We start from the raw sequence: 18033 nt of genomic DNA on the forward strand, positions 1-18033 counted from the left end.
GTCAGACTGTTGTGCCAGTTGGCGGGCGACCATACGAAATTGTCCAAGCCGACCTGGAAAAATCATTCTTATACAATGAGATACATCAACTTATTGAATAGAATTCTCATCGCCTGGAGCGCGTCGCGATCTTTCGGGTTCGCTGGCCGCGCTCCAAGTGGTTATTTTTATGCATGTCGTTATCCCGAAACCGGTTCCCGCTTTCGGGCGACATGCATTAGCGGATGAAGCTGTCGATGCGCCGCAAGGTCACGCGGCGGTTGCGCCAGTTCTCGTTGGGCGTCGGCACCAGCAGGAATTCCTCGCCGTAGCCGACCGTTTCCAGCGCCCTCGCCGGCACGCGGAATTCGCGGACCAGCACACGCTTCAGCGACTCGGCCCGGCGCTCCGAAAGCACCTGGTTGGAGGAGAACGAGCCAACCGCGTCGGTATGCCCTTCTATCAATACGGTGGCGCGCCGGTCGCGCCGCAGGATGCGGTTCAAGCCCTCGGCGATATTCTCGACCTTGCGGTATTGGGAAAACGGGATTTCCGCCGATCCGAACTCGAAATTGATCGACTGGATATCGATGGAGGGCGCTGCACGGCGCAGATCCGGGCGGCGCTTGAACTCGCGCACAGTCACGCGCTTGTTGGGCTGCAGCTTGAGACGCGGTGATACGTCGAGTTGACGCTCGATCTGCGCGGCCGAAGGCGTTGTTGCCTGCGCCAGCGCGGCGGTCGGCGCCAAGAGGGCCGCAACAAGCCCCATGGCAACGGTACGGCGGTTCAGCATGGTGTTCTCCTTGAAAGTCCGGCGCACCGCCGGGTTGACGACGCCGGCACCATTGCAGACCGAATCTGAAACAGGAATGAACGGCTCGTTCAGGGACGCATCACGCTGGCCGAGCGCTCGGCAAACGGCATCGGCCGCACGATCTCCTTCTTCTGCGCCACAGGCTTGAAGCCGAGCTTCTGGTAAAGCGGCAGCGCTGCCGGATGATCCAGCGTGCAGGTCTGCACGGTCACGCGTTTCGGCCCCAGCGCCCAGCAGGCGGAGATCGCTGCCCCCAGGAACCACCGCCCCAGCCCTTGGCCGGTCGCATGCTCCATCATGCCGAAATAGGCAAGTTCCACCTCGTCGGGCAGTTGCGGCTTGACGTCGAAGAACCCGGCCGGCGCGCCATCGAGATACAGCACGCTGATCTCGCGGTCCTCGCGATGGATGCCGGCGGCCAGTTCCTCGTCGTCCAGGCGCAGCACATTGACCCAGTGCCATTTCCGCCCGACCCTGTCGGTCAGGTAGCGGTAGAAATGCAAAGGAATGTCGTTCGTCTTCAGCAGCGCGATCTGGCGGTTGTACGGCAGCGCCGGCGTCACGGCCGGCGGCGCATCCATCTCCAGGAATGTCACCGTTACTTCAATCTCGTCGCGAACGGTTTCGTGCACGAGGTCAATCCTTTCCGGTCGCCACCGGCGTATCCGGCAAGCCGCCCCATTCGGTCCAGGAGCCGTCATAGAGGCGGTTTTCGCTGTGGCCGAGCGTTTCCAATGCAAGCGTGATTGCCGCGGCGGTCACACCTGAACCACATGAGGTGACGATCGGCTTGCCAAGATCGACGCCGGCGTCCTCGAAAATCTTGCGCAATCGGGCCTTGGGCAAAAGCTGGCCGTTTTCCGACAGCGCCGTCACCGGAACATTGCGCGCCCCCGGCATGTGGCCGGAACGGACGCCAGCCCTCGGTTCCGGTTCGGTGCCGGCAAAACGCCCTGCCCCGCGTGCATCGGCGATCTGGCTTTCCCTCGTCTCGACGATGCGGCGCATGTCGGCAAGGCTGGCGACGCGAGCCGCATCGAAGGCGGAATGGAAGACGCAAGGGGCGATCTTGGTGACGGCAGCCGTAACCGGCTTGCCCGACGCCTTCCAGTTGTCGAACCCGCCGTCCAGAACATAGACCTGGAACACGCCCATGACCCGGAACATCCACCAGGCGCGCGGCGCCGAAAAGAAACCCGGCCCGTCATAGACGACGATCGTGTCATCCGCCGATATGCCCAACGTGCCAACGAAACGGGCGAATTGCTGTGGCGACGGCAGCGTGTGCGGCAATCCGGTCGACGGGTCCGAAACCGCGTCCTGGTCGAAGAACACCGCGCCCGGAATGTGAGACGCGTCATATTCCGCACGCGCGTCGCGCTTTTGCGCCGGCAAATACCAGGAAGCATCGACGACGGTGATGCCGGGTTGTCCCAGCCGCTGCTGCAGCCACTCGGCATCGACTGTGAACGGGCTGTCCTCGGCCATATCGTCTCCTTGTGTTGCGCATACCTGTGCGCGGAACGGCGTCGCGGTCAAGTGGCCGGCAACGGCCCGAAACGAATACGGAATCGCCGGTTCTCGCGGCCCTTCTTCTCGATCTTGCCGATGTGGATTTCCCCCACTTCAGCCGTGCTTTTGACATGGGTGCCGCCGCAAGGCTGGCTGTCGACGGTGCCGTCCTGGCCTATGCACACAAGCCTTATCCTGCCTGTCCCGCTCGGCGGCCTGACATTCTTCGACTTCACCAGTCCGGGATTGGCCGAAAGTTCCTCATCGCTGATCTCGCGTATGAAGACGGGGTGGTCGGCGCGAACCAGTTCCATCAGCCTGGCTGTCACGTCTTCCTTGTTGAAGCCGACATCGGGAATATCGAAATCGACACGCGAATCATCCTCCGATACCGCAGCGCCCGTGATCGGGTAGGAGCAGACGACGGTGAGCAGGTGGCAGGCCGTGTGCATGCGCATGAGCAGATGCCGCCGCGGCCAGTCGATAACGAGCCGGAGCCGTTCACCGGCCGCCAGCGCCGCTTGCTCGGGCGCCGGAACGTGGATGATCTCTTCCTTCGTCTCGCCGGTGATCGTGGCGGCGATGGCCACACGGCTGCCATCGGCGCGCTCCAGGTGGCCGGTATCGCCGGGCTGCCCGCCCGAAGTCGCATAGAAGATCGTCCGGTCGAGGATGATGCCGCCACGCTCGTTGATTGCAACGACGCTCGCCTCCGTCTCTTTCAGATAGGAATCGTCGCGAAACAGCGTCCCCGTTTTATGGCCCATCATGCAACCTGCTCATACGGCACGCTGATATCGCTTTTCTCATCCATCCAGCCCGGCACCGGCAGGTTCTTGCTGCGCAGGAATTCCGGGTTGAACAGCTTCGACTGGTAGCGCGTTCCGTAGTCGGCAAGGATGGTCACGATGGTGTGGCCGGGACCCAGTTCGCGCGCCAGCCTGATGGCGCCGGCGATGTTGATGCCGGTCGAGCCGCCGACGCACAGTCCTTCTTCCTGGATCAGGTCGAAGACGATGGGCAGCGCCTCCTCATCTGGAATCTGGTAGGAGAAATCGGGCGCAAAGCCATCGAGATTGGCGGTGATGCGTCCTTGCCCGATGCCTTCGGTGATCGAACCGCCTTCGGACTTCAACACGCCGTCGGTGTAGAAGGAATGGAGCGCCGCGCCCAGCGGATCGGCCAGCGCGATCCTGACGTTCTTGCTGTTGCCCCGTAGGCCTGCCGCGACGCCGGCCAGCGTGCCGCCGGAACCGACGGCGGAAACGAAGCCGTCCACCTTGCCGCGGGTCTGATCCCAGATTTCCTGGGCGGTGGTGTGGATATGGCCGTCACGGTTGGCGACATTGTCGAACTGGTTGGCCCAGATCGCGCCATTGGGTTCGGACTTCGCCATCTGCGCCGCCAGCCGGCCCGACAGCTTCACATAATTGTTGGGGTTCTTGTACGGCACCGCCGGCACCTCGATCAGTTCGGCACCCAAGAGCCGGATCGTGTCCTTCTTTTCCTGGCTCTGGGTTTCCGGAATGACAATCACCGTGCGGTAGCCGAGCGCCTTGGCCACCAGCGTCAGGCCGATGCCGGTATTGCCGGCCGTTCCTTCCACGATCACGCCGCCCGGTTTCAGCAAGCCGCGCTTTTCGGCGTCGCGAATGATGAACAGCCCTGCCCTGTCCTTGACCGATTGGCCGGGATTCATGAATTCGGCCTTGCCGAGGATTTCGCACCCCGTTTCCTCGGAGGCGCGCCTCAGCTTGATCAAGGGGGTGTTGCCGATAGCGTCGATCACCGAACGGTGCATTTGAATTCCTCATTGTCTGCGTGCGGCCAAACCCTAGAAATGTGAACGCCGCGTTTCAAGGCACGATTTTCTCTGGACCAGTCGCATTCCGCCTTTGTTGGCGCTGATAGCCGAAAGTCGAAGGCTTTGGCCAACCGCCAGCCCGATTCCTGCCATGACGCCCTTTCCTTTCGACAATTGGCTGGTTAGACCATCGCCGCGTCCAACAGCGGAAAGTTGAATGAGACTTTATCGGGCCAATCCGAAAGACGGCGTCGCCTGGATCACCGGCGGCAGTTCCGGAATAGGACGGGCACTCGCCAAGCAACTCGCAACCGCCGGCTATACCGTCGCGGTCACGGCGCGCGAGGGCGACCCCATCGACATGCTGATCGCGGAGGCAGCACTGCTGCCGGGCAAGATCGTCTCCTTTCCCTGCGACGTTGCCGACGAGGCCCGCATGGCCGCAACCGTCGCCGCAATCGAAGGCCGCATCGGTCCGATCGCGCTCGCCGTGTTCAATGCCGGCGCCTATGTGCCTATCGCCGGCGAAAATCTCTCGGTACGCAAATTCCGCCGCACCTTCGAGGTGAACGTGCTGGGCGTCGTCCACGGCCTGGTGCCGGTGGCGCGGTGCATGCAGGCGCGCGGGCGCGGCCAGATCCTGCTTGTCGGCTCGATCAGCGCCTGGTTCGGCTGGCCCACCACCGCGGCCTACGGTGCCTCCAAGGCGGCGGTCAACGTCATGGCGCAAGCCCTGAAATACGACTTCGACAAGATCAATATCCGCATCCAGGTCGCCAATCCCGGCTTTGTCGACACGCCGCTTCTCAAGCAGTCCGCACCATCGCTGCCGGCGATGATCCCCGCCGGGGAAGCTGCGCGGCGGCTGTTCAAGGGCATTGCCTCCGGCGGCTTCGAGATCGCCTTCCCGCGCCGGCTGGTCTGGGGGCTCAAACTCGCCAGCATCATGCCGCAACCGGTCCGCCACTGGCTGATCTCGACCTTGACGCGCTGGAAATCGCGACCCTTGAGCTTCGGTCGCAACCGGCCCCGGTAACGCCGGGCAAAGGGCCATCCGCAGGCCGCGATCACCTGAATCCCAATGCATGTCGCCCGAAAGCGGGAACCTGTTTCGGGATAACGACACGCATAGAAACAGGTACTTAGAGCGGAATGTTGTCGTGCTTCTTCCAGGGATTCTTGAGATCCTTGTTGCGCAGCATCCGCAGCGCCCGCGCCACGCGCCGCCGCGTCGAATGCGGCATGATCACCTCGTCGATATAGCCGCGCTCTGCGGCCACGAATGGCGACAGGAAGCGGTCCTCGTAGGCCGCCGTATGCGCAGCGATCTTGTCGGCATCGCCGATATCCTTGCGATAGATGATCTCGACCGCCCCCTTGGCGCCCATCACCGCGATCTGCGCCGTCGGCCAGGCGTAGTTCATGTCGCCGCGCAGGTGCTTTGAAGCCATCACGTCATAGGCGCCGCCATAGGCTTTGCGGGTAATCACCGTGATCTTCGGAACGGTTGCCTCGGCGTAGGCGAACAGCAGTTTCGCGCCATGCTTGATCAGCCCGCCATATTCCTGCGACGTGCCCGGCAGGAAGCCCGGTACGTCGACGAAGGTGACCAGCGGAATGTTGAAGCAGTCGCAGAAGCGCACGAAGCGCGCCGCCTTGCGGCTGGCATCCGAATCGAGCACGCCCGCCAGGACCATCGGCTGGTTGGCGACGAAACCGACAGTGCGACCCTCGATGCGCCCGAAACCGGTGACGATGTTCTTGGCGAAGCTTGGCTGGATTTCGAAGAAATCGCCCTCGTCGCAGGTCTTCAGGATCAGTTCCTTGATGTCGTAGGGCTTGTTGGCGTTGTCCGGGATCAGCCGGTCCAGCGACAAATCGTGCTCGGTCACCGACTGGTAGCACTCGATTTCGGGCAGTTCGGCCGTGTTGGATGCCGGCAGGAAATCGATCAGCCGGCGCATCTGCAACAGCGTCTCGACATCGTTGTCATATGCGCCGTCGGCGATCGACGACTTCGTCGTATGGACCGAGGCGCCGCCCAGTTCCTCTGCCGTCACCGTTTCGTTGGTCACCGTCTTGACCACATCCGGCCCGGTCACGAACATGTAGGAGGTGTCGCGCACCATGAAGATGAAGTCGGTCATCGCCGGCGAATAGACGTCGCCGCCGGCGCAAGGTCCCATGATGACCGAGATTTGCGGAATGACGCCGGATGCGAGCACGTTGCGCTGGAAGATTTCCGCATAGCCGCCAAGTGCCGCCACGCCTTCCTGGATGCGTGCGCCGCCGGCATCGTAGAGACCGATGATCGGCGCACGGTTGCGCAGCGCCATCTCCTGAACCTTGATTACCTTTTCGGCATGCGCTTCCGAGAGCGAGCCGCCGAACACGGTGAAATCCTTGGCGAACAGATAGACCGGGCGGCCGTTGATCGTGCCCCATCCGGTGACCACGCCATCCCCTGCAATTTTGGTCTTGTCCATGCCGAAGTCTGTCGAGCGATGTTCCACGAACATGTCGAACTCTTCGAACGAGCCTTCGTCGAGGAATATCTCGATGCGCTCGCGCGCCGTCAGCTTGCCCTTCTTGTGCTGCGCCGCGATTCGCGCCGGCCCGCCGCCTGCGCGCGCGATCTCGCGGCGGCGTTCAAGTTCCTTCAGCACATCCTTCATCCGGGCGGTCCTCTTCGGCAATCTTGAAGCGTTGGTATCGGTGCCATTCCCCAAGCGCAAGCGTGGCTTTGGTCGAGTGCCGGGACCAACCTTGTTGCAGTGCAGCATGAAACCCCTTGCTTTTGGCAGCGAACTCCTCCATATGCGCAGCCATAGGCGCTTGGGCCGGGTTCGCCGGCTTTCTCCCCGAATGAGACTGGTTGCGTCTGTTTCTCCCTTTTCCGATGTTCGGCGAAGCGGCGAAAAGCCCCACAGGCACGATGCCTGCGGGCACGACAGCGCAGCCGCGTGGGCACTATGCCTACCGCCTTGTCGTTTCCTTATAATTTTTCGTCGGCAGGTTGCGCCCTGCCGCCAGATGTTTGCGGCCATCGAGCCGCCTGAAAGAAGACAATTTTGAATACTCAAAACACCGCGGAACCGATTGTTTCCGCAGCACAAGATGCGGACCAGCTGACCGGCTTTGCCGCCCTCGGCATCTCGGGTACGCTGCTCAAGGCTACCCTTGGCGCCGGCTACACCGAGCCCAAGCCGATCCAGATCCAGTCGATCCCGCCGCAGCTGGCAGGCCGCGACATTTTCGGCATCGCCCAGACCGGTTCCGGCAAGACCGCCGCTTTCACCTTGCCGATCCTGACCAAGATCATGGCGCTTGGCACCAAGCGTCGGCCGAAGACGTGCCGTGCGCTCATCCTTGCACCGACGCGCGAGCTTGCCGTGCAGATCGAGGACACCATCAAGATTTTGGCCAAGGGCGCGCATGTCTCGACCGCGCTGGTCCTCGGCGGCGTATCCCGCTTCAGCCAGGTCAAGAAGATCGGCCCGGGCGTTGATGTTCTGGTCGCTACGCCGGGTCGCCTTACCGACCTCGTGCGCGAAGGCGACTTGAATCTCGCCGACACCAAATGGCTGGTGCTCGACGAAGGCGACCGCATGCTCGACATGGGCTTCATCAACGATGTCAAGCGCATCGCCAAGGCAACCGCACCGGACCGTCAGACGGCCCTGTTCTCGGCCACCATGCCCGACGAGATCGCCGAACTGGCGAAGGGCCTGTTGAAGAACCCGATTCGCGTCGAGGTTTCGCCGCAGAGCACGACGGTCGCCGAGATCGTGCAGGGGGTGGTCATTGCCCGCACCAAGCAGAAGCGGCAGATCCTGTCGACCATGCTGGCCGACGAAGCGATGAAGTCCGTCATCATCTTCTCGCGTACCAAGCACGGTGCCGACCGTGTCACCAAGGATCTGGAGCGCGACGGGTTCAAGGCCGCCGTCATCCACGGCAACAAGTCGCAGAATGCCCGCCAGAAGGCGCTCAATGAATTTCGCGACGGTTCGGTGCGCATTCTGGTGGCGACCGATATCGCCGCGCGCGGCATCGACGTGCCCGGCATCAGCCATGTGGTGAATTTCGACCTGCCGGACGAGGCGGAAAGCTACGTCCACCGCATCGGCCGCACGGGCCGCAATGGCATGGACGGAATTGCCATCACGCTCTGCGATCCGACGGAAAACGCCAAGCTAAGGCAGGTGGAGCGCATCATCCGCACCAAGCTGCCGATCATCGCGGATCACCTTGCCAGTCCCGATCCGGTGCGCAATCCCGCCGAAAAGTACGAGCGCCAACCCGCCGATCCCCGCCGCGTCAAGCGTCCGGGCGGTGCTAACCAGAATGGTTCCGGCAAGAAGCATTTCGGTGGCAAGCCGAGCGGCGAACGCAAGCCGGAAGGTGCAAAGCCTTACAAGGGCAACAACAAGCGCCGCTTTGGCGGTCGCAAGCCGGCCGCACGCGCCGCCTGACGCTTGCAGCCGCACACGCGGCCTGTGACGTTCGGCGGGCTACGCGGCATCACAATTGCGGCCGCATGCGCGACCTGACAATTTGCTTGAACTCTCAGCCAATCGCCGCCTTCGGCGATTGGCGCTGGCCCCGGGGTGCGGTACGTCACCTTGGAAGCCGGAGCAGGCCCCCTGTAGCCGCGTTTTCGTGAAACGAATCGCCGCCCCTAAAGTAAAACTGCGTCGTTCCGGCCAATTGGAGCGCAACCTCTCACCACCGTCATCCCGCAATTCTCTTTCGAGCAGAGCGAGAGAGGAATATCTGGGATCCTTGCCGTGACATTGTGGCAGTACACCAACGGTTAGATGAGGGGGTTTTAGCTGCTGTGAAGCCGTGCGGTGCAGGAAAGATCGTGGATCAAACCGCCCCCTTCGCTTCGCCAATCCGTTGACCCTGCTCGCTTCGACAAGAAACCGCCGGCATTCTTTTCCACGCCCTCTCAACCTCTTCCATAATCCGTGCCATCGCTTCTGCGGGAAACTCGGTGCGCACCGGGTATCGAGGGGAAGCGTCGGTGCCGGACCGGGCCTCGACTGGGCCAGCGGGCCGCATCAGGCGGCAGCACCCCCCGGTGAGGCAAGACCACCGGACGGGCGGCCGCAAGGTCGCATATTTACTTAAACGAGCGTCCGAACGGCTGCCCGTCTTCCCGACCTCTCAATCGAGGTCAGTTCTTTGACAATGGCCAGACGGCAAAGCCGGGCGTGGCGATGAATAGACGTAACCATCTCTTCGTCATCCTAGGGCGGAGCAGGCCGAAGGCCGTCGCGTAGACCCTGGGATCCATGCCGTGACGGAGCGGCAGCGTGGTACGGTGCAGAACACCTCTTGTTCTGAACCCCCTTGTGCCTCCCGGCCATTACGGCATGGATCCTCGGGTCACGCCTTTCGCTGCGTTCAGGCTTGCCCGAGGGTGACGAAGGAAAAAAGCGATGTGTCCCTATCGCTCCCCAAGTGGCACGAAGAAGCGTCCCCGCCAGCGACGAGCGCAGCGAGCGAGCTTAAGAGCAATTCCAGGAAAAGTGGGAACCGGTTTTCCGTTCGAAATTGCGAAGCAGGGAACCGGCGGGGCAAGACACCCAGACGCGAAAGCGGGCGTGGCAATGAATAGATGCGCCATCACACCTTCGTTGCCATGCCTGAGGTCATTTCTGCCGAACCGCGAGAGCCATGCCGGAAGCTGTTTGTGCGGCCGCCTTGACCAGCCCGGCGGCAAGGGCAGCCCCTACCCCTTCGCCATGACCGATGCCGAGGTCGAGCAGCGGCTTCATGCCCAGTAATTCGGCGGCCCGGCGGTGCGCAGGTTCCGGCGACAGGCTGGCCAACAGGCAATGGTCAAGCGAAACGGGGTTGGCCTTGTAAAGCACGGCGGCGGCGGCAGTGGCGGCAAAGCCGTCGATGAGGACCGGAATGCGTTGGGTGCGCGCAGCCAGGATCGCGCCGGCAATGGCGGCGAACTCGCGCCCGCCGACGCGAGCCAAAGCTTCCAGAGGATCTTTCAGGTGCGAGCCGTGGAACGCCAATGCTGCATCGACCGCCCCGGCCTTGCGCGCCATCATGGCGGCATCGGCACCCGAACCGGGGCCGACCCAATCGGCGCCAGTGCCGCCGAACAGCGCCGCGAACAACGCCGCCGCCACGGTCGAATTGCCGACACCGAGATCGCCGAGGCACAAAAGGTCCGAACCGCCGGCGATGGCTTCCATGCCGAATGCCATGGTTGCGACGCAACCGCGCTCGTCCAGTGCAGCTTCAGTGGTGATGTCGCCTGTCGGGATATGCAAGGCGAGGTCGAACGCCTTGAGGCCAAGATCGAAGGTCAGGCAGACCTGATTGATGGCCGCGCCGCCCGCCGCGCACAATTCAACGGCTGCTGCCGTCGCGTCGACCGGGCGCGGCGAAACATCGTGGCGCACGACGCCGTGGTTGCCGGCGAAGATCGCCATCAAGGGACGGGTCACCGACGTGCGGGCACGCCCCGTCCAGGCCGCGAGCCAGGCGGCAATGTCCTCGATGCGGCCCAGCGAGCCTTCCGGCCTGTCCGTTTTGGCAAACATCTCGCGCACGGTCGCCTCGGCATTGGCATCGGCGGCGGGAAGGCTGGCGAGGAGGTTGCGGAAATCGTCGAAAGGCAATGCGCTGGTCATGGCTGATCCCTGCGGTTTGCCAGCGGCATAGCCCCGGCGAAATACGGAAACAACCGGGAATGGCGCGAAAACGGCGGCCTGCGACGAAATAGGAAGGGCTTGCATCGTCCGTCCCGTTGCACCATGTGGGAAGAAGTTCTGGACGCAAACATGACCGCAATCGAATCGCCCTGCATCCTGGTCTGCTCGATAGACATGAAGACCGGATATTGTTTCGGCTGCGGACGCACGCGCGACGAAATATCGGGTTGGATCACCATGGCTCCTGAAACGCGGCGCGAGATCATGGGCGAACTGCCGGAAAGACTTGAGACGGTCGAGCGCAAACCGCGCCGCGAAACCCGCCGCGCACGCATGGCGCGCGAGCGCAGCGAAACATCCTGATTGCCATGAACCGCGGGCTATGGATCATTCTTGGCATCATCGGCGTGGCGCTGGTCATGCTCATTCTCAACGATTCATCCGGCACCACGCTCGGGTTCGCCAATGACGACTTCGGCCAGTTGGTGTGGCTGGGCGTCTTGGGCGCGGTGATCGGTGCGGGCTTGCTGCGCTCAGGCCGCCGGTTCGGCGACTTGGCAGGCACGCTGGGTGTCTGGGTGGTCATCGTTCTGGGCCTGATCGCCGGCTACCAGTACCGCTACGAACTGCAGGATTTCGCCAGCCGCGTCACTGCCGGCCTCATTCCGGGCAGTCCGCTTGCGCTCGGCGTCGAGGACGGCCGGGCCACCGTCACGCTGGACAAGGCGCGCAACGGCCATTTCGAGACACTCATGCTGATCAACGGCAAGCAGATCCGTGCCGTGGTCGATACCGGCGCCACGGCGACCGTACTGACGGCGGAAGACGCCCGCGCCGCAGGGTTCAACCCGGAGGCGCTGCGCTACACGGTGGAGGTATCGACGGCCAACGGCGTGGCCAATGCTTCGGCGGTGCGGGTCGACGAACTGGCGATCGGCAATATCGTGCGCAAGGACATGCCGGTGCTGGTGGCGGCACCCGGCGCGCTGCAGCAAAGCCTGCTCGGCATGAACTTCATCGGCTCCCTGTCAGGATTCGAGGTGCGCGGCGACCGGATGACGCTGCGGGATTAGGGTTCAGGGTGCCGGCCCTGGGAACGGCGTATCGATCCGGCCGGAAAGCCAATAGGCGACAAGCCCGATCCATTCGCGAATTGCCATTGTGGTGTTCTGCAGCGAGTCGGCGGTGTTGTCGGTGAAGAGGCCAACACCCTCGCGGCCGGATGTGCGGTAATCCACCGGCCAGGGAACGACGGTGAAGCCGACCTTGGCAAACAGCGCCATCGAGCGCGGCATATGAAAGGCCGACGTGACCAGCAGCCAGGTTTCACCGGCCTTGGGTGCAACCAGTTCCCTGGCGAAGAGCGCGTTTTCGTACGTGTCGCGGGATTTGCCTTCGAGGATCAGCCGGTCGGGCGCGACGCCAAGCGCGGTCAGCAGGCGCGCCGCCGTGGTCGCATCCTCCTCGCCGTCGAGCAGCATGGACCCAAGCCCGCCAGACACCACGATCTTCGCACTGGGGTATCGCCTCGCCAGCACTGCAGCCTCGACGAAGCGATCGCCGGCCCTGTTCAGATCATAGCCGCCGCGCGCCAGATTGATCGCACCCTCGAAGCCGCCGCCGAGAACCACGATGCCGTTGACGGTATCGGGCGGCGGCGGGCGCGGATAGCGCTCCTCCAACGGGTTTAGCAGCAGCGCGCCTGCAGATGTCCATGCCGACAGCGCGAGGACAAGGAAAGCGAGGGCGCTGCCCGTAACCGACAGCCGTTTTCTGCCGAAAAGGGCGGCGACAAGCGCTGCCAGCAGCAGGACGATGGCGAAGTTAAGCGGCTGCGCGAAGGCCCAGAATGTCTTGGAGAGGTAGAAGAACATGCCTCGACCTCACCCGGCCACGGAGCCTACCACCACTTCTGCGGCTGGAACGTGCCGGCAGCCTGTTCGATAACATGGGCGGTCTGGAACAGTGTTTCTTCCTCGAACGGGCGTCCGATCAGCTGCAACCCCAGCGGCAGGCCCTTGGCGTCGAGGCCGGCTGGCACCGCGATGCCTGGCAGGCCGGCCATGTTCACGGTGACGGTGAAGATGTCGTTGAGGTACATCTTGACCGGGTCGGCGGCCATGTCCTCGTCAGCAATGCCGAACGCGGCGGAGGGCGTCGCCGGTGTCAGGATGACATCGACGCCGGCGGCGAAGACGTTCTCGAAATCCCGTTTGATCAGGGTGCGCACCTTCTGCGCCTGGAGGTAGTAGGCGTCGTAGTAGCCGGCCGACAGAACGTAGGTGCCGATCATGATGCGGCGCTTGACCTCGTTGCCGAAGCCGGCAGCGCGGGTCTTTTCGTACATATCGACGATATCCTTGCCCGGCACGCGCAGGCCGTAGCGCACGCCGTCATAGCGCGCGAGGTTCGACGAAGCCTCGGCGGGCGCGACGATGTAGTAGGCCGGCAAAGCGTATTTGGTATGCGGCAGCGAGATGTCGACGATCTCTGCGCCGGCTTCCTTCAGCCAGGCAATGCCCTTCTGCCACAGCGCCTCGATTTCCTGTGGCATGCCGTCGACGCGGTATTCCTTCGGAATGCCGACCTTCATGCCCCTGACCGAACGGCCGATGGCCGCTTCGTAATCCGGAACAGGCCTGTCGACCGAGGTGGTGTCCTTCACGTCGACCGACGCCATCGATTTCAACAGGATGGCGGCATCGCGAACGTCGCGGGCGATCGGCCCGGCCTGGTCAAGCGACGAGGCGAAGGCGGCGATGCCCCAGCGCGAGCAGCGGCCATAGGTTGGCTTGATGCCAACCGTGCCGGTGAACGCGGCGGGCTGGCGGATCGACCCGCCGGTATCGGTCGCGGTGGCACCGGCGCAGAGGAATCCTGACACCGCAGCGGCAGAGCCGCCGGACGAGCCGCCCGGCACGAGATTCTTGTTGGAGCCCTCGGCGTGCCACGGATTGATGACGGGACCGTAGTAGGACGTCTCGTTGGACGAGCCCATGGCGAACTCGTCCATGTTGAGCTTGCCCAGCATGACGGCGCCATCAGTCCACAGATTGGCGGTCACGGTCGATTCGTAACGCGGTCGGAAGCCGTCGAGGACGTGACTGCAAGCCTGGGTGTGAATGCCTTCAGTTGCAAACAGGTCCTTGATGCCGAGCGGTATGCCTTCCAAAGAACCGCCTTCGCCCTTGGCCAGCCGTGCGTCCGAGGCCTTGGCCATGTCGCGCGCCTTGTCATGCGTCACGACGATGTAGGCGTTGAGGGCAGGATTGGCGCGGTCGATTGCGTCGAGATACGCGCCGGTAATTTCCGTCGCGGTAATTTCCTTGCCGCGCAGCTTTTCGCGGGCCTCGGCAATCGTCAGTCTGGTCAGGTCGGTCATCAGGACAGCTTCTTTTCGTAAAATCTGGAATGGCCGGAATCGGGATAATCGAGCACCGGGCCGCACAACTGGAAGCCGCCACGCTCGTAGACACGGTAGGCAGGCTCGAACCCGGGGGCCTCGCCGGTTTCGAGCACGAGGCGGTCGATGTGCCTCTCCCGCGCCAGCGCCTCGATGCGCTGCAGGAGGCGGGCACCGATGCGCTGACCCCGCGCCTCAGGCACCGTGAACATGCGCTTCACTTCGCCAAGGCCGGCCCCATGTTCCTTCAGCGCCCCCATGCCGATGGCGCTGCCGTAAGGATCGCGTGCAACGAACAGGGTAACCGATGGTTCGGCCATTTGCTCGACCGTCAACTGAAACTGGTACTCGCGCGGCGTCAGCGGAATGAGATAGGCGTTCAAGGCCGCGACGAGCCCGCGCACATCGTCCTGCAAAGGCGGCTCGACAGCGATCTCGACAGCCAAGGGCCTACTCCACCACCTTCGGCACAAGGAAGAAGTTTTCTTCAGTCGCTGGCGCGTTGGCGACAACATCGGCCGCCTTACCGCCATCGGTAACGGCGTCCTGGCGCTTCCTCATCTCCATCGGCATCACCGAGGTCATCGGCTCGACGCCTGAGACATCGACTTCGTTCAATTGGGCGACAAAACCCAGGATGGTGTTGAGTTCGCCGGTCATGCGCGCGGCTTCCTCGTCGCTCACCGCGATGCGGGAAAGGCGCGCAACGCGCTTTACTGTCTGAAGATCAACGGACATCGGAAGCCTGCTTCAAGCCTTGGAAAAACCTGCCTGCGCTATAGCCGTGCGGCGGGCACCGCGCAACCTTGCATGTCCCGCTCGCACAGTGTCGTTCTGGCCGCAAATCAAATTTCGATCGTCTGCCCAATCTTCGGCAAGGCGACCTTCACGCCGGAGCCTTCCATGCCGGTAACGAACTTGTCCGCTGTCTGATCGATCATCGGGAAGGTGCCGAAATGGCAAGGCACGACGGTTTCGAACTTGAAGAAGCGCCGGCAGGCAAGCGCCGCCACGGCCCCGCCCATGGTGAAGCGGTCGCCGACCGGAACGATGCCGATCTGCGGCTCGTGCAGTTCGTTGATCAGCGCCATGTCGGAAAAGATGTCGGTGTCGCCCGTGTGGTAGAGCGTCTTGTCGTCGGGGAAATGCAGCACCAATCCGCCCGGATTGCCAAGATAGATGGCCGAGCCACCCTCGCCTTGCGAGGACGAGGAATGCAGCGCCTGCACGAATGTGGTGGTGAAGCCGCCGCAATCGACAGTGCCGCCGATATTGCCCGGATTGATCTTGTCGCCGCCAACGCCCTTGCCGACCATGAACATGCAGATCTCGAAATTGGCGACCAGCATGGCGCCGGACCTCTTCAGGACGTCCAAAGCACCGCTGATGTGATCGTCATGGCCGTGAGTAAGCAACACATGGGTGATACCGTCAGCCGGTCCTTCCCAGCCATCCGTCCACGAGGGATTGCCGATCAGATAGGGATCGATCAGGATTCGTGCATCCTTCGTTTCAATGCGGAAAGCGGAGTGGCCGTACCAGGTCAGTTTCATTCCAAGTGTCCTCGATTTTTCACGATGCGGAAGATAGAAGTCTGACCATCCATGTCAAAGGGAGGTCGGCACGGTTTGAACGTCATGAGAGTCGAAGACCTTCCCGTACTGCTTGAAGCGGGAAAGACCGTGGCCGGTCTCGACCTTGGCGACAAGACGATCGGCGTCGCCGTCTCCGACCAGCGGTTCTCCTTCGCCCACCCTCGCCCGGTCATCATGCGCAGGAAATTCTCGCTCGACGCCGCAGACCTTCTCCGATTGCTGCAAAAGGAGAACGTCGGCGCAATCGTGATCGGATTGCCGATCAACATGGACGGCACCGAAGGGCCTCCGACCAGCGGTTCTCCTTCGCCCACCCTCGCCCGGTCATCATGCGCAGGAAATTCTCGCTCGACGCCGCAGACCTTCTCCGATTGCTGCAAAAGGAGARCGTCGGCGCAATCGTGATCGGATTGCCGATCAACATGGACGGCACCGAAGGGCCGCGCGYGCAAAAATCGCGGGCCTTCGTGCGCAACATGGCGCGGCTGACCGACCTGCCGTTCCTGTTCTGGGACGAGCGCCTATCGACCGTGGCTGCCGAGCGCACCCTGATCGAGATGGATTTTTCGCGGAACAAGCGATCCGGCAAAATCGATTCGGCCGCCGCCGCCTTTATCCTGCAAGGCGTTCTCGACAGGCTCCGCCAGTTGCGGGTCCAGCCCTGACGAATCGCTCCCGTCCCGCTTGGCCTTGATCCAGGCCATGATCGCCTTGCGGCGGCGGAACGCCCAGAAGGCGAGCAGCAGCAACGTATCGACGATGCAAGCCTTGGCGACCATGCCCGGGATGATCGTGGGATCGATACCGAGAATCTGGCCGTATATCTGAAACAGGAAATCGTGGAACTGCCGGCTCAACATGACGTAGCCGAAGTTCATGTCGTTCAGCGAGACGAAAAACCATCCCCAGAACAGGACGAGCGGCGCAGCCCACAGCGCGAAAATGTAGCGCATCAGCAAGCCCCTCCCGAAGTTCATGTCGTTCAGCGAGACGAAAAACCATCCCCAGAACAGGACGAGCGGCGCAGCCCACAGCGCGAAAATGTAGCGCATCAGCAAGCCCCTCCCTGGAGGCTTCCGTTTGCCTTCATTCGACGAATCCCGGGCAGTCGACAAACCCCGGGCGCCGAACGCTTGCACGATGAGATCGGGGATGAATGATGCCGGGTCAGCATGACGGTGTCCGTTCGAATAGCGTTAACACTGGTCCTTGCCGATCGACGCCGCAATGGAAACCATTCGTTAAGGTTAACGCATATTCACAGGCCGCCCCACCAACCTTCCCGATGCCATGTGTGGCGGCAGCGGCTGCACCCGTTGCCTGCCAACACCAAGGGGCCGCGTCACTTTGCAGGCTCCGCAACCCATGCTACGCCGCAAGAGCGTTGAATCGGAAATTCCATTCGGAAAACCATGAGCAAAGCTGCAACCCAGTTAGCGTTCGTCTCCTCGGATACCCCCGACGCCAAAGCCGCGTTGCAAGAGCTTTCAGCGCTCTACGGTCACGTCGAGGTAGAAGACGCCAAGATCATAGTTGCCCTCGGTGGCGATGGCTTCCTGCTCCAGACGTTGCGCGACACGATGGGGACCGGCAAGAAAGTGTTCGGGATGAACCGCGGCACGATCGGCTTCCTGATGAATGAATATCATGTGGACGCCTTGCCCGAGCGCATTGGGGCCGCAGTCGCCGAGACCATACGCCCGCTAGAAATGCAGGCTGTCACGATGGCAGGCGATACGGTGACCGCGCTCGCCATCAACGAAGTAGCGCTGTGGCGCCAGTCTTACCAGACCGCAAAGATCCGCATAACCGTGGACGACAAACTCAGAATGGCTGAACTGAGTTGCGACGGCGTCATGGTGGCGACGCCCGCCGGTTCCACGGCCTATAACCTCTCCGCCCACGGTCCGATCCTTCCACTGGATGCGCACCTGCTCGCCTTGACGCCGGTCAGCCCGTTCCGGCCGCGGAGCTGGCGCGGCGCCCTCTTGCCCAACAGGGCAATCGTCCAATTCGACATACTCGAAGCCGACAAGCGGCCCGTGAACGCCGCCGCCGATCATACGGAAGTGAAGGGTGTCGCGAGTGTGGTCATTCGCCAATCGCCGACCGCGACCGCAACACTGCTGTTCGATCCGAGCCACTCCTGGAACGAACGCATTCTGACCGAACAGTTCAGGTATTGAAGTCCCACCGCTCCAATTGACGGCTGCGATTAAGATTATGTCTCGCCAATCGTG

The 18033-nt window shown here is 62.6% G+C and carries 17 protein-coding genes and 3 pseudogenes; 7 read left to right on the plus strand and 13 right to left on the minus strand.

Annotation, left to right across the window (positions count from 1 at the left end):
- Positions 1-217: 217 nt before the first annotated feature.
- From ASD64_RS06185 to ASD64_RS06205, 5 genes are all read right to left on the minus strand, one after another.
- Entirely contained in the window at positions 218-775 is a 558-nt protein-coding gene (locus tag ASD64_RS06185) for an OmpA family protein (RefSeq protein ID WP_056102360.1), read from the minus strand.
- 89 nt (positions 776-864) lie between these two features.
- Positions 865-1377 (minus strand): GNAT family N-acetyltransferase, encoded by a 513-nt coding sequence (locus tag ASD64_RS06190; RefSeq protein WP_056102590.1) that lies wholly within the window; start codon positions 1375-1377, stop codon positions 865-867.
- 55 nt (positions 1378-1432) lie between these two features.
- Entirely contained in the window at positions 1433-2284 is an 852-nt protein-coding gene (gene sseA, locus ASD64_RS06195; RefSeq protein WP_056102364.1) for a 3-mercaptopyruvate sulfurtransferase, read from the minus strand.
- A 47-nt stretch (positions 2285-2331) separates the two neighbouring features.
- The gene (locus ASD64_RS06200) at positions 2332-3075 is read right to left on the minus strand and encodes an alanyl-tRNA editing protein (protein ID WP_056102367.1); all 744 of its coding nucleotides are present in this window, start codon (positions 3073-3075) and stop codon (positions 2332-2334) included.
- Complete coding sequence (locus ASD64_RS06205; RefSeq protein WP_056102370.1) at positions 3075-4109, minus strand: cysteine synthase A; 1035 nt, start codon at positions 4107-4109, stop codon at positions 3075-3077. The genes ASD64_RS06200 and ASD64_RS06205 overlap by 1 nt, the downstream gene beginning before the upstream one ends.
- Before the next feature lie 220 nt (positions 4110-4329).
- Here ASD64_RS06205 and ASD64_RS06210 point away from each other — a divergent pair, with 220 nt between their 5' ends.
- Entirely contained in the window at positions 4330-5148 is an 819-nt protein-coding gene (locus ASD64_RS06210) for an SDR family NAD(P)-dependent oxidoreductase (RefSeq protein ID WP_056102372.1), read from the plus strand.
- 106 nt (positions 5149-5254) lie between these two features.
- Here ASD64_RS06210 and ASD64_RS06215 read toward each other — a convergent pair whose 3' ends face one another.
- Complete coding sequence (locus ASD64_RS06215; protein WP_056102375.1) at positions 5255-6787, minus strand: acyl-CoA carboxylase subunit beta; 1533 nt, start codon at positions 6785-6787, stop codon at positions 5255-5257.
- A 396-nt stretch (positions 6788-7183) separates the two neighbouring features.
- Here ASD64_RS06215 and ASD64_RS06220 point away from each other — a divergent pair, with 396 nt between their 5' ends.
- Positions 7184-8587, plus strand: coding sequence for a DEAD/DEAH box helicase (locus tag ASD64_RS06220; protein WP_244480720.1), 1404 nt, complete (start codon positions 7184-7186; stop codon positions 8585-8587).
- A gap of 1185 nt (positions 8588-9772) precedes the next feature.
- On the opposite strand, the gene ASD64_RS06225 is transcribed toward ASD64_RS06220, so the two are convergent.
- Positions 9773-10774, minus strand: coding sequence for a nicotinate-nucleotide--dimethylbenzimidazole phosphoribosyltransferase (locus ASD64_RS06225; protein ID WP_056102595.1), 1002 nt, complete (start codon positions 10772-10774; stop codon positions 9773-9775).
- A gap of 150 nt (positions 10775-10924) precedes the next feature.
- Between ASD64_RS06225 and ASD64_RS06230 the strand changes: the two genes are divergently transcribed.
- Together ASD64_RS06230 and ASD64_RS06235 are read left to right on the plus strand one after the other, a co-directional pair.
- Positions 10925-11158 carry a DUF1289 domain-containing protein gene (locus tag ASD64_RS06230; RefSeq protein WP_056102598.1) on the plus strand — a complete coding sequence of 78 codons (234 nt, stop codon included), beginning with the start codon at positions 10925-10927 and terminating at the stop codon, positions 11156-11158.
- Between the two features lie 5 nt (positions 11159-11163).
- On the plus strand, positions 11164-11868 hold the full coding sequence (locus ASD64_RS06235; protein ID WP_056102379.1) for a TIGR02281 family clan AA aspartic protease: 705 nt from the start codon (positions 11164-11166) through the stop codon (positions 11866-11868).
- A 3-nt stretch (positions 11869-11871) separates the two neighbouring features.
- Here ASD64_RS06235 and ASD64_RS06240 read toward each other — a convergent pair whose 3' ends face one another.
- The 5 genes from ASD64_RS06240 to ASD64_RS06260 form a co-directional block, all read right to left on the minus strand.
- Complete coding sequence (locus ASD64_RS06240; protein WP_056102383.1) at positions 11872-12669, minus strand: YdcF family protein; 798 nt, start codon at positions 12667-12669, stop codon at positions 11872-11874.
- 26 nt (positions 12670-12695) lie between these two features.
- Positions 12696-14177 carry an Asp-tRNA(Asn)/Glu-tRNA(Gln) amidotransferase subunit GatA gene (gatA, locus tag ASD64_RS06245; RefSeq protein ID WP_056102386.1) on the minus strand — a complete coding sequence of 494 codons (1482 nt, stop codon included), beginning with the start codon at positions 14175-14177 and terminating at the stop codon, positions 12696-12698.
- Positions 14177-14644 (minus strand): GNAT family N-acetyltransferase, encoded by a 468-nt coding sequence (locus ASD64_RS06250; RefSeq protein ID WP_056102389.1) that lies wholly within the window; start codon positions 14642-14644, stop codon positions 14177-14179. The genes gatA and ASD64_RS06250 overlap by 1 nt, the downstream gene beginning before the upstream one ends.
- Before the next feature lie 4 nt (positions 14645-14648).
- Positions 14649-14936, minus strand: coding sequence for an Asp-tRNA(Asn)/Glu-tRNA(Gln) amidotransferase subunit GatC (gene gatC / locus ASD64_RS06255; protein ID WP_056102392.1), 288 nt, complete (start codon positions 14934-14936; stop codon positions 14649-14651).
- 107 nt (positions 14937-15043) lie between these two features.
- Entirely contained in the window at positions 15044-15751 is a 708-nt protein-coding gene (locus ASD64_RS06260; RefSeq protein ID WP_056102394.1) for a metal-dependent hydrolase, read from the minus strand.
- 84 nt (positions 15752-15835) lie between these two features.
- On the opposite strand from ASD64_RS06260, the pseudogene ASD64_RS21965 reads away from it, so the two are divergent.
- Together ASD64_RS21965 and ruvX are read left to right on the plus strand one after the other, a co-directional pair.
- A pseudogene (locus ASD64_RS21965) lies at positions 15836-16069 on the plus strand (RuvX/YqgF family protein); the annotation flags it as partial.
- A gap of 23 nt (positions 16070-16092) precedes the next feature.
- Positions 16093-16458: pseudogene (ruvX, locus tag ASD64_RS06270) on the plus strand (Holliday junction resolvase RuvX); the annotation flags it as partial.
- 66 nt (positions 16459-16524) lie between these two features.
- Here the strand turns inward: ruvX and ASD64_RS06275 are convergent.
- Positions 16525-16845, minus strand: a pseudogene (locus ASD64_RS06275) (DUF6105 family protein); the annotation flags it as partial.
- 360 nt (positions 16846-17205) lie between these two features.
- Between ASD64_RS06275 and ASD64_RS06280 the strand changes: the two are divergent.
- Positions 17206-17979, plus strand: coding sequence for an NAD kinase (locus ASD64_RS06280; protein ID WP_056102400.1), 774 nt, complete (start codon positions 17206-17208; stop codon positions 17977-17979).
- Positions 17980-18033 lie beyond the last annotated feature (54 nt).

The sequence above is a fragment of the Mesorhizobium sp. Root157 genome, assembly GCF_001427385.1.
Lineage (GTDB): Bacteria > Pseudomonadota > Alphaproteobacteria > Rhizobiales > Rhizobiaceae > Mesorhizobium.

Bases quoted from the DNA above. Each gene is read 5' to 3' on its own strand.
- ASD64_RS06185 (WP_056102360.1), bottom strand. From the start codon at position 775: ATGCTGAACCGCCGTACCGTTGCCATGGGGCTTGTTGCGGCCCTCTTG.
- ASD64_RS06190 (WP_056102590.1), bottom strand. From the start codon at position 1,377: ATGGATGCGCCGCCGGCCGTGACGCCGGCGCTGCCGTACAACCGCCAG.
- sseA (WP_056102364.1), bottom strand. From the start codon at position 2,284: ATGGCCGAGGACAGCCCGTTCACAGTCGATGCCGAGTGGCTGCAGCAG.
- ASD64_RS06200 (WP_056102367.1), bottom strand. From the start codon at position 3,075: ATGGGCCATAAAACGGGGACGCTGTTTCGCGACGATTCCTATCTGAAA.
- ASD64_RS06205 (WP_056102370.1), bottom strand. From the start codon at position 4,109: ATGCACCGTTCGGTGATCGACGCTATCGGCAACACCCCCTTGATCAAG.
- ASD64_RS06210 (WP_056102372.1), top strand. From the start codon at position 4,330: ATGAGACTTTATCGGGCCAATCCGAAAGACGGCGTCGCCTGGATCACC.
- ASD64_RS06215 (WP_056102375.1), bottom strand. From the start codon at position 6,787: ATGAAGGATGTGCTGAAGGAACTTGAACGCCGCCGCGAGATCGCGCGC.
- ASD64_RS06225 (WP_056102595.1), bottom strand. From the start codon at position 10,774: ATGACCAGCGCATTGCCTTTCGACGATTTCCGCAACCTCCTCGCCAGC.
- ASD64_RS06230 (WP_056102598.1), top strand. From the start codon at position 10,925: ATGACCGCAATCGAATCGCCCTGCATCCTGGTCTGCTCGATAGACATG.
- ASD64_RS06235 (WP_056102379.1), top strand. From the start codon at position 11,164: ATGAACCGCGGGCTATGGATCATTCTTGGCATCATCGGCGTGGCGCTG.
- ASD64_RS06240 (WP_056102383.1), bottom strand. From the start codon at position 12,669: ATGTTCTTCTACCTCTCCAAGACATTCTGGGCCTTCGCGCAGCCGCTT.
- gatA (WP_056102386.1), bottom strand. From the start codon at position 14,177: ATGACCGACCTGACCAGACTGACGATTGCCGAGGCCCGCGAAAAGCTG.
- gatC (WP_056102392.1), bottom strand. From the start codon at position 14,936: ATGTCCGTTGATCTTCAGACAGTAAAGCGCGTTGCGCGCCTTTCCCGC.
- ASD64_RS06260 (WP_056102394.1), bottom strand. From the start codon at position 15,751: ATGAAACTGACCTGGTACGGCCACTCCGCTTTCCGCATTGAAACGAAG.
- ASD64_RS06280 (WP_056102400.1), top strand. From the start codon at position 17,206: ATGAGCAAAGCTGCAACCCAGTTAGCGTTCGTCTCCTCGGATACCCCC.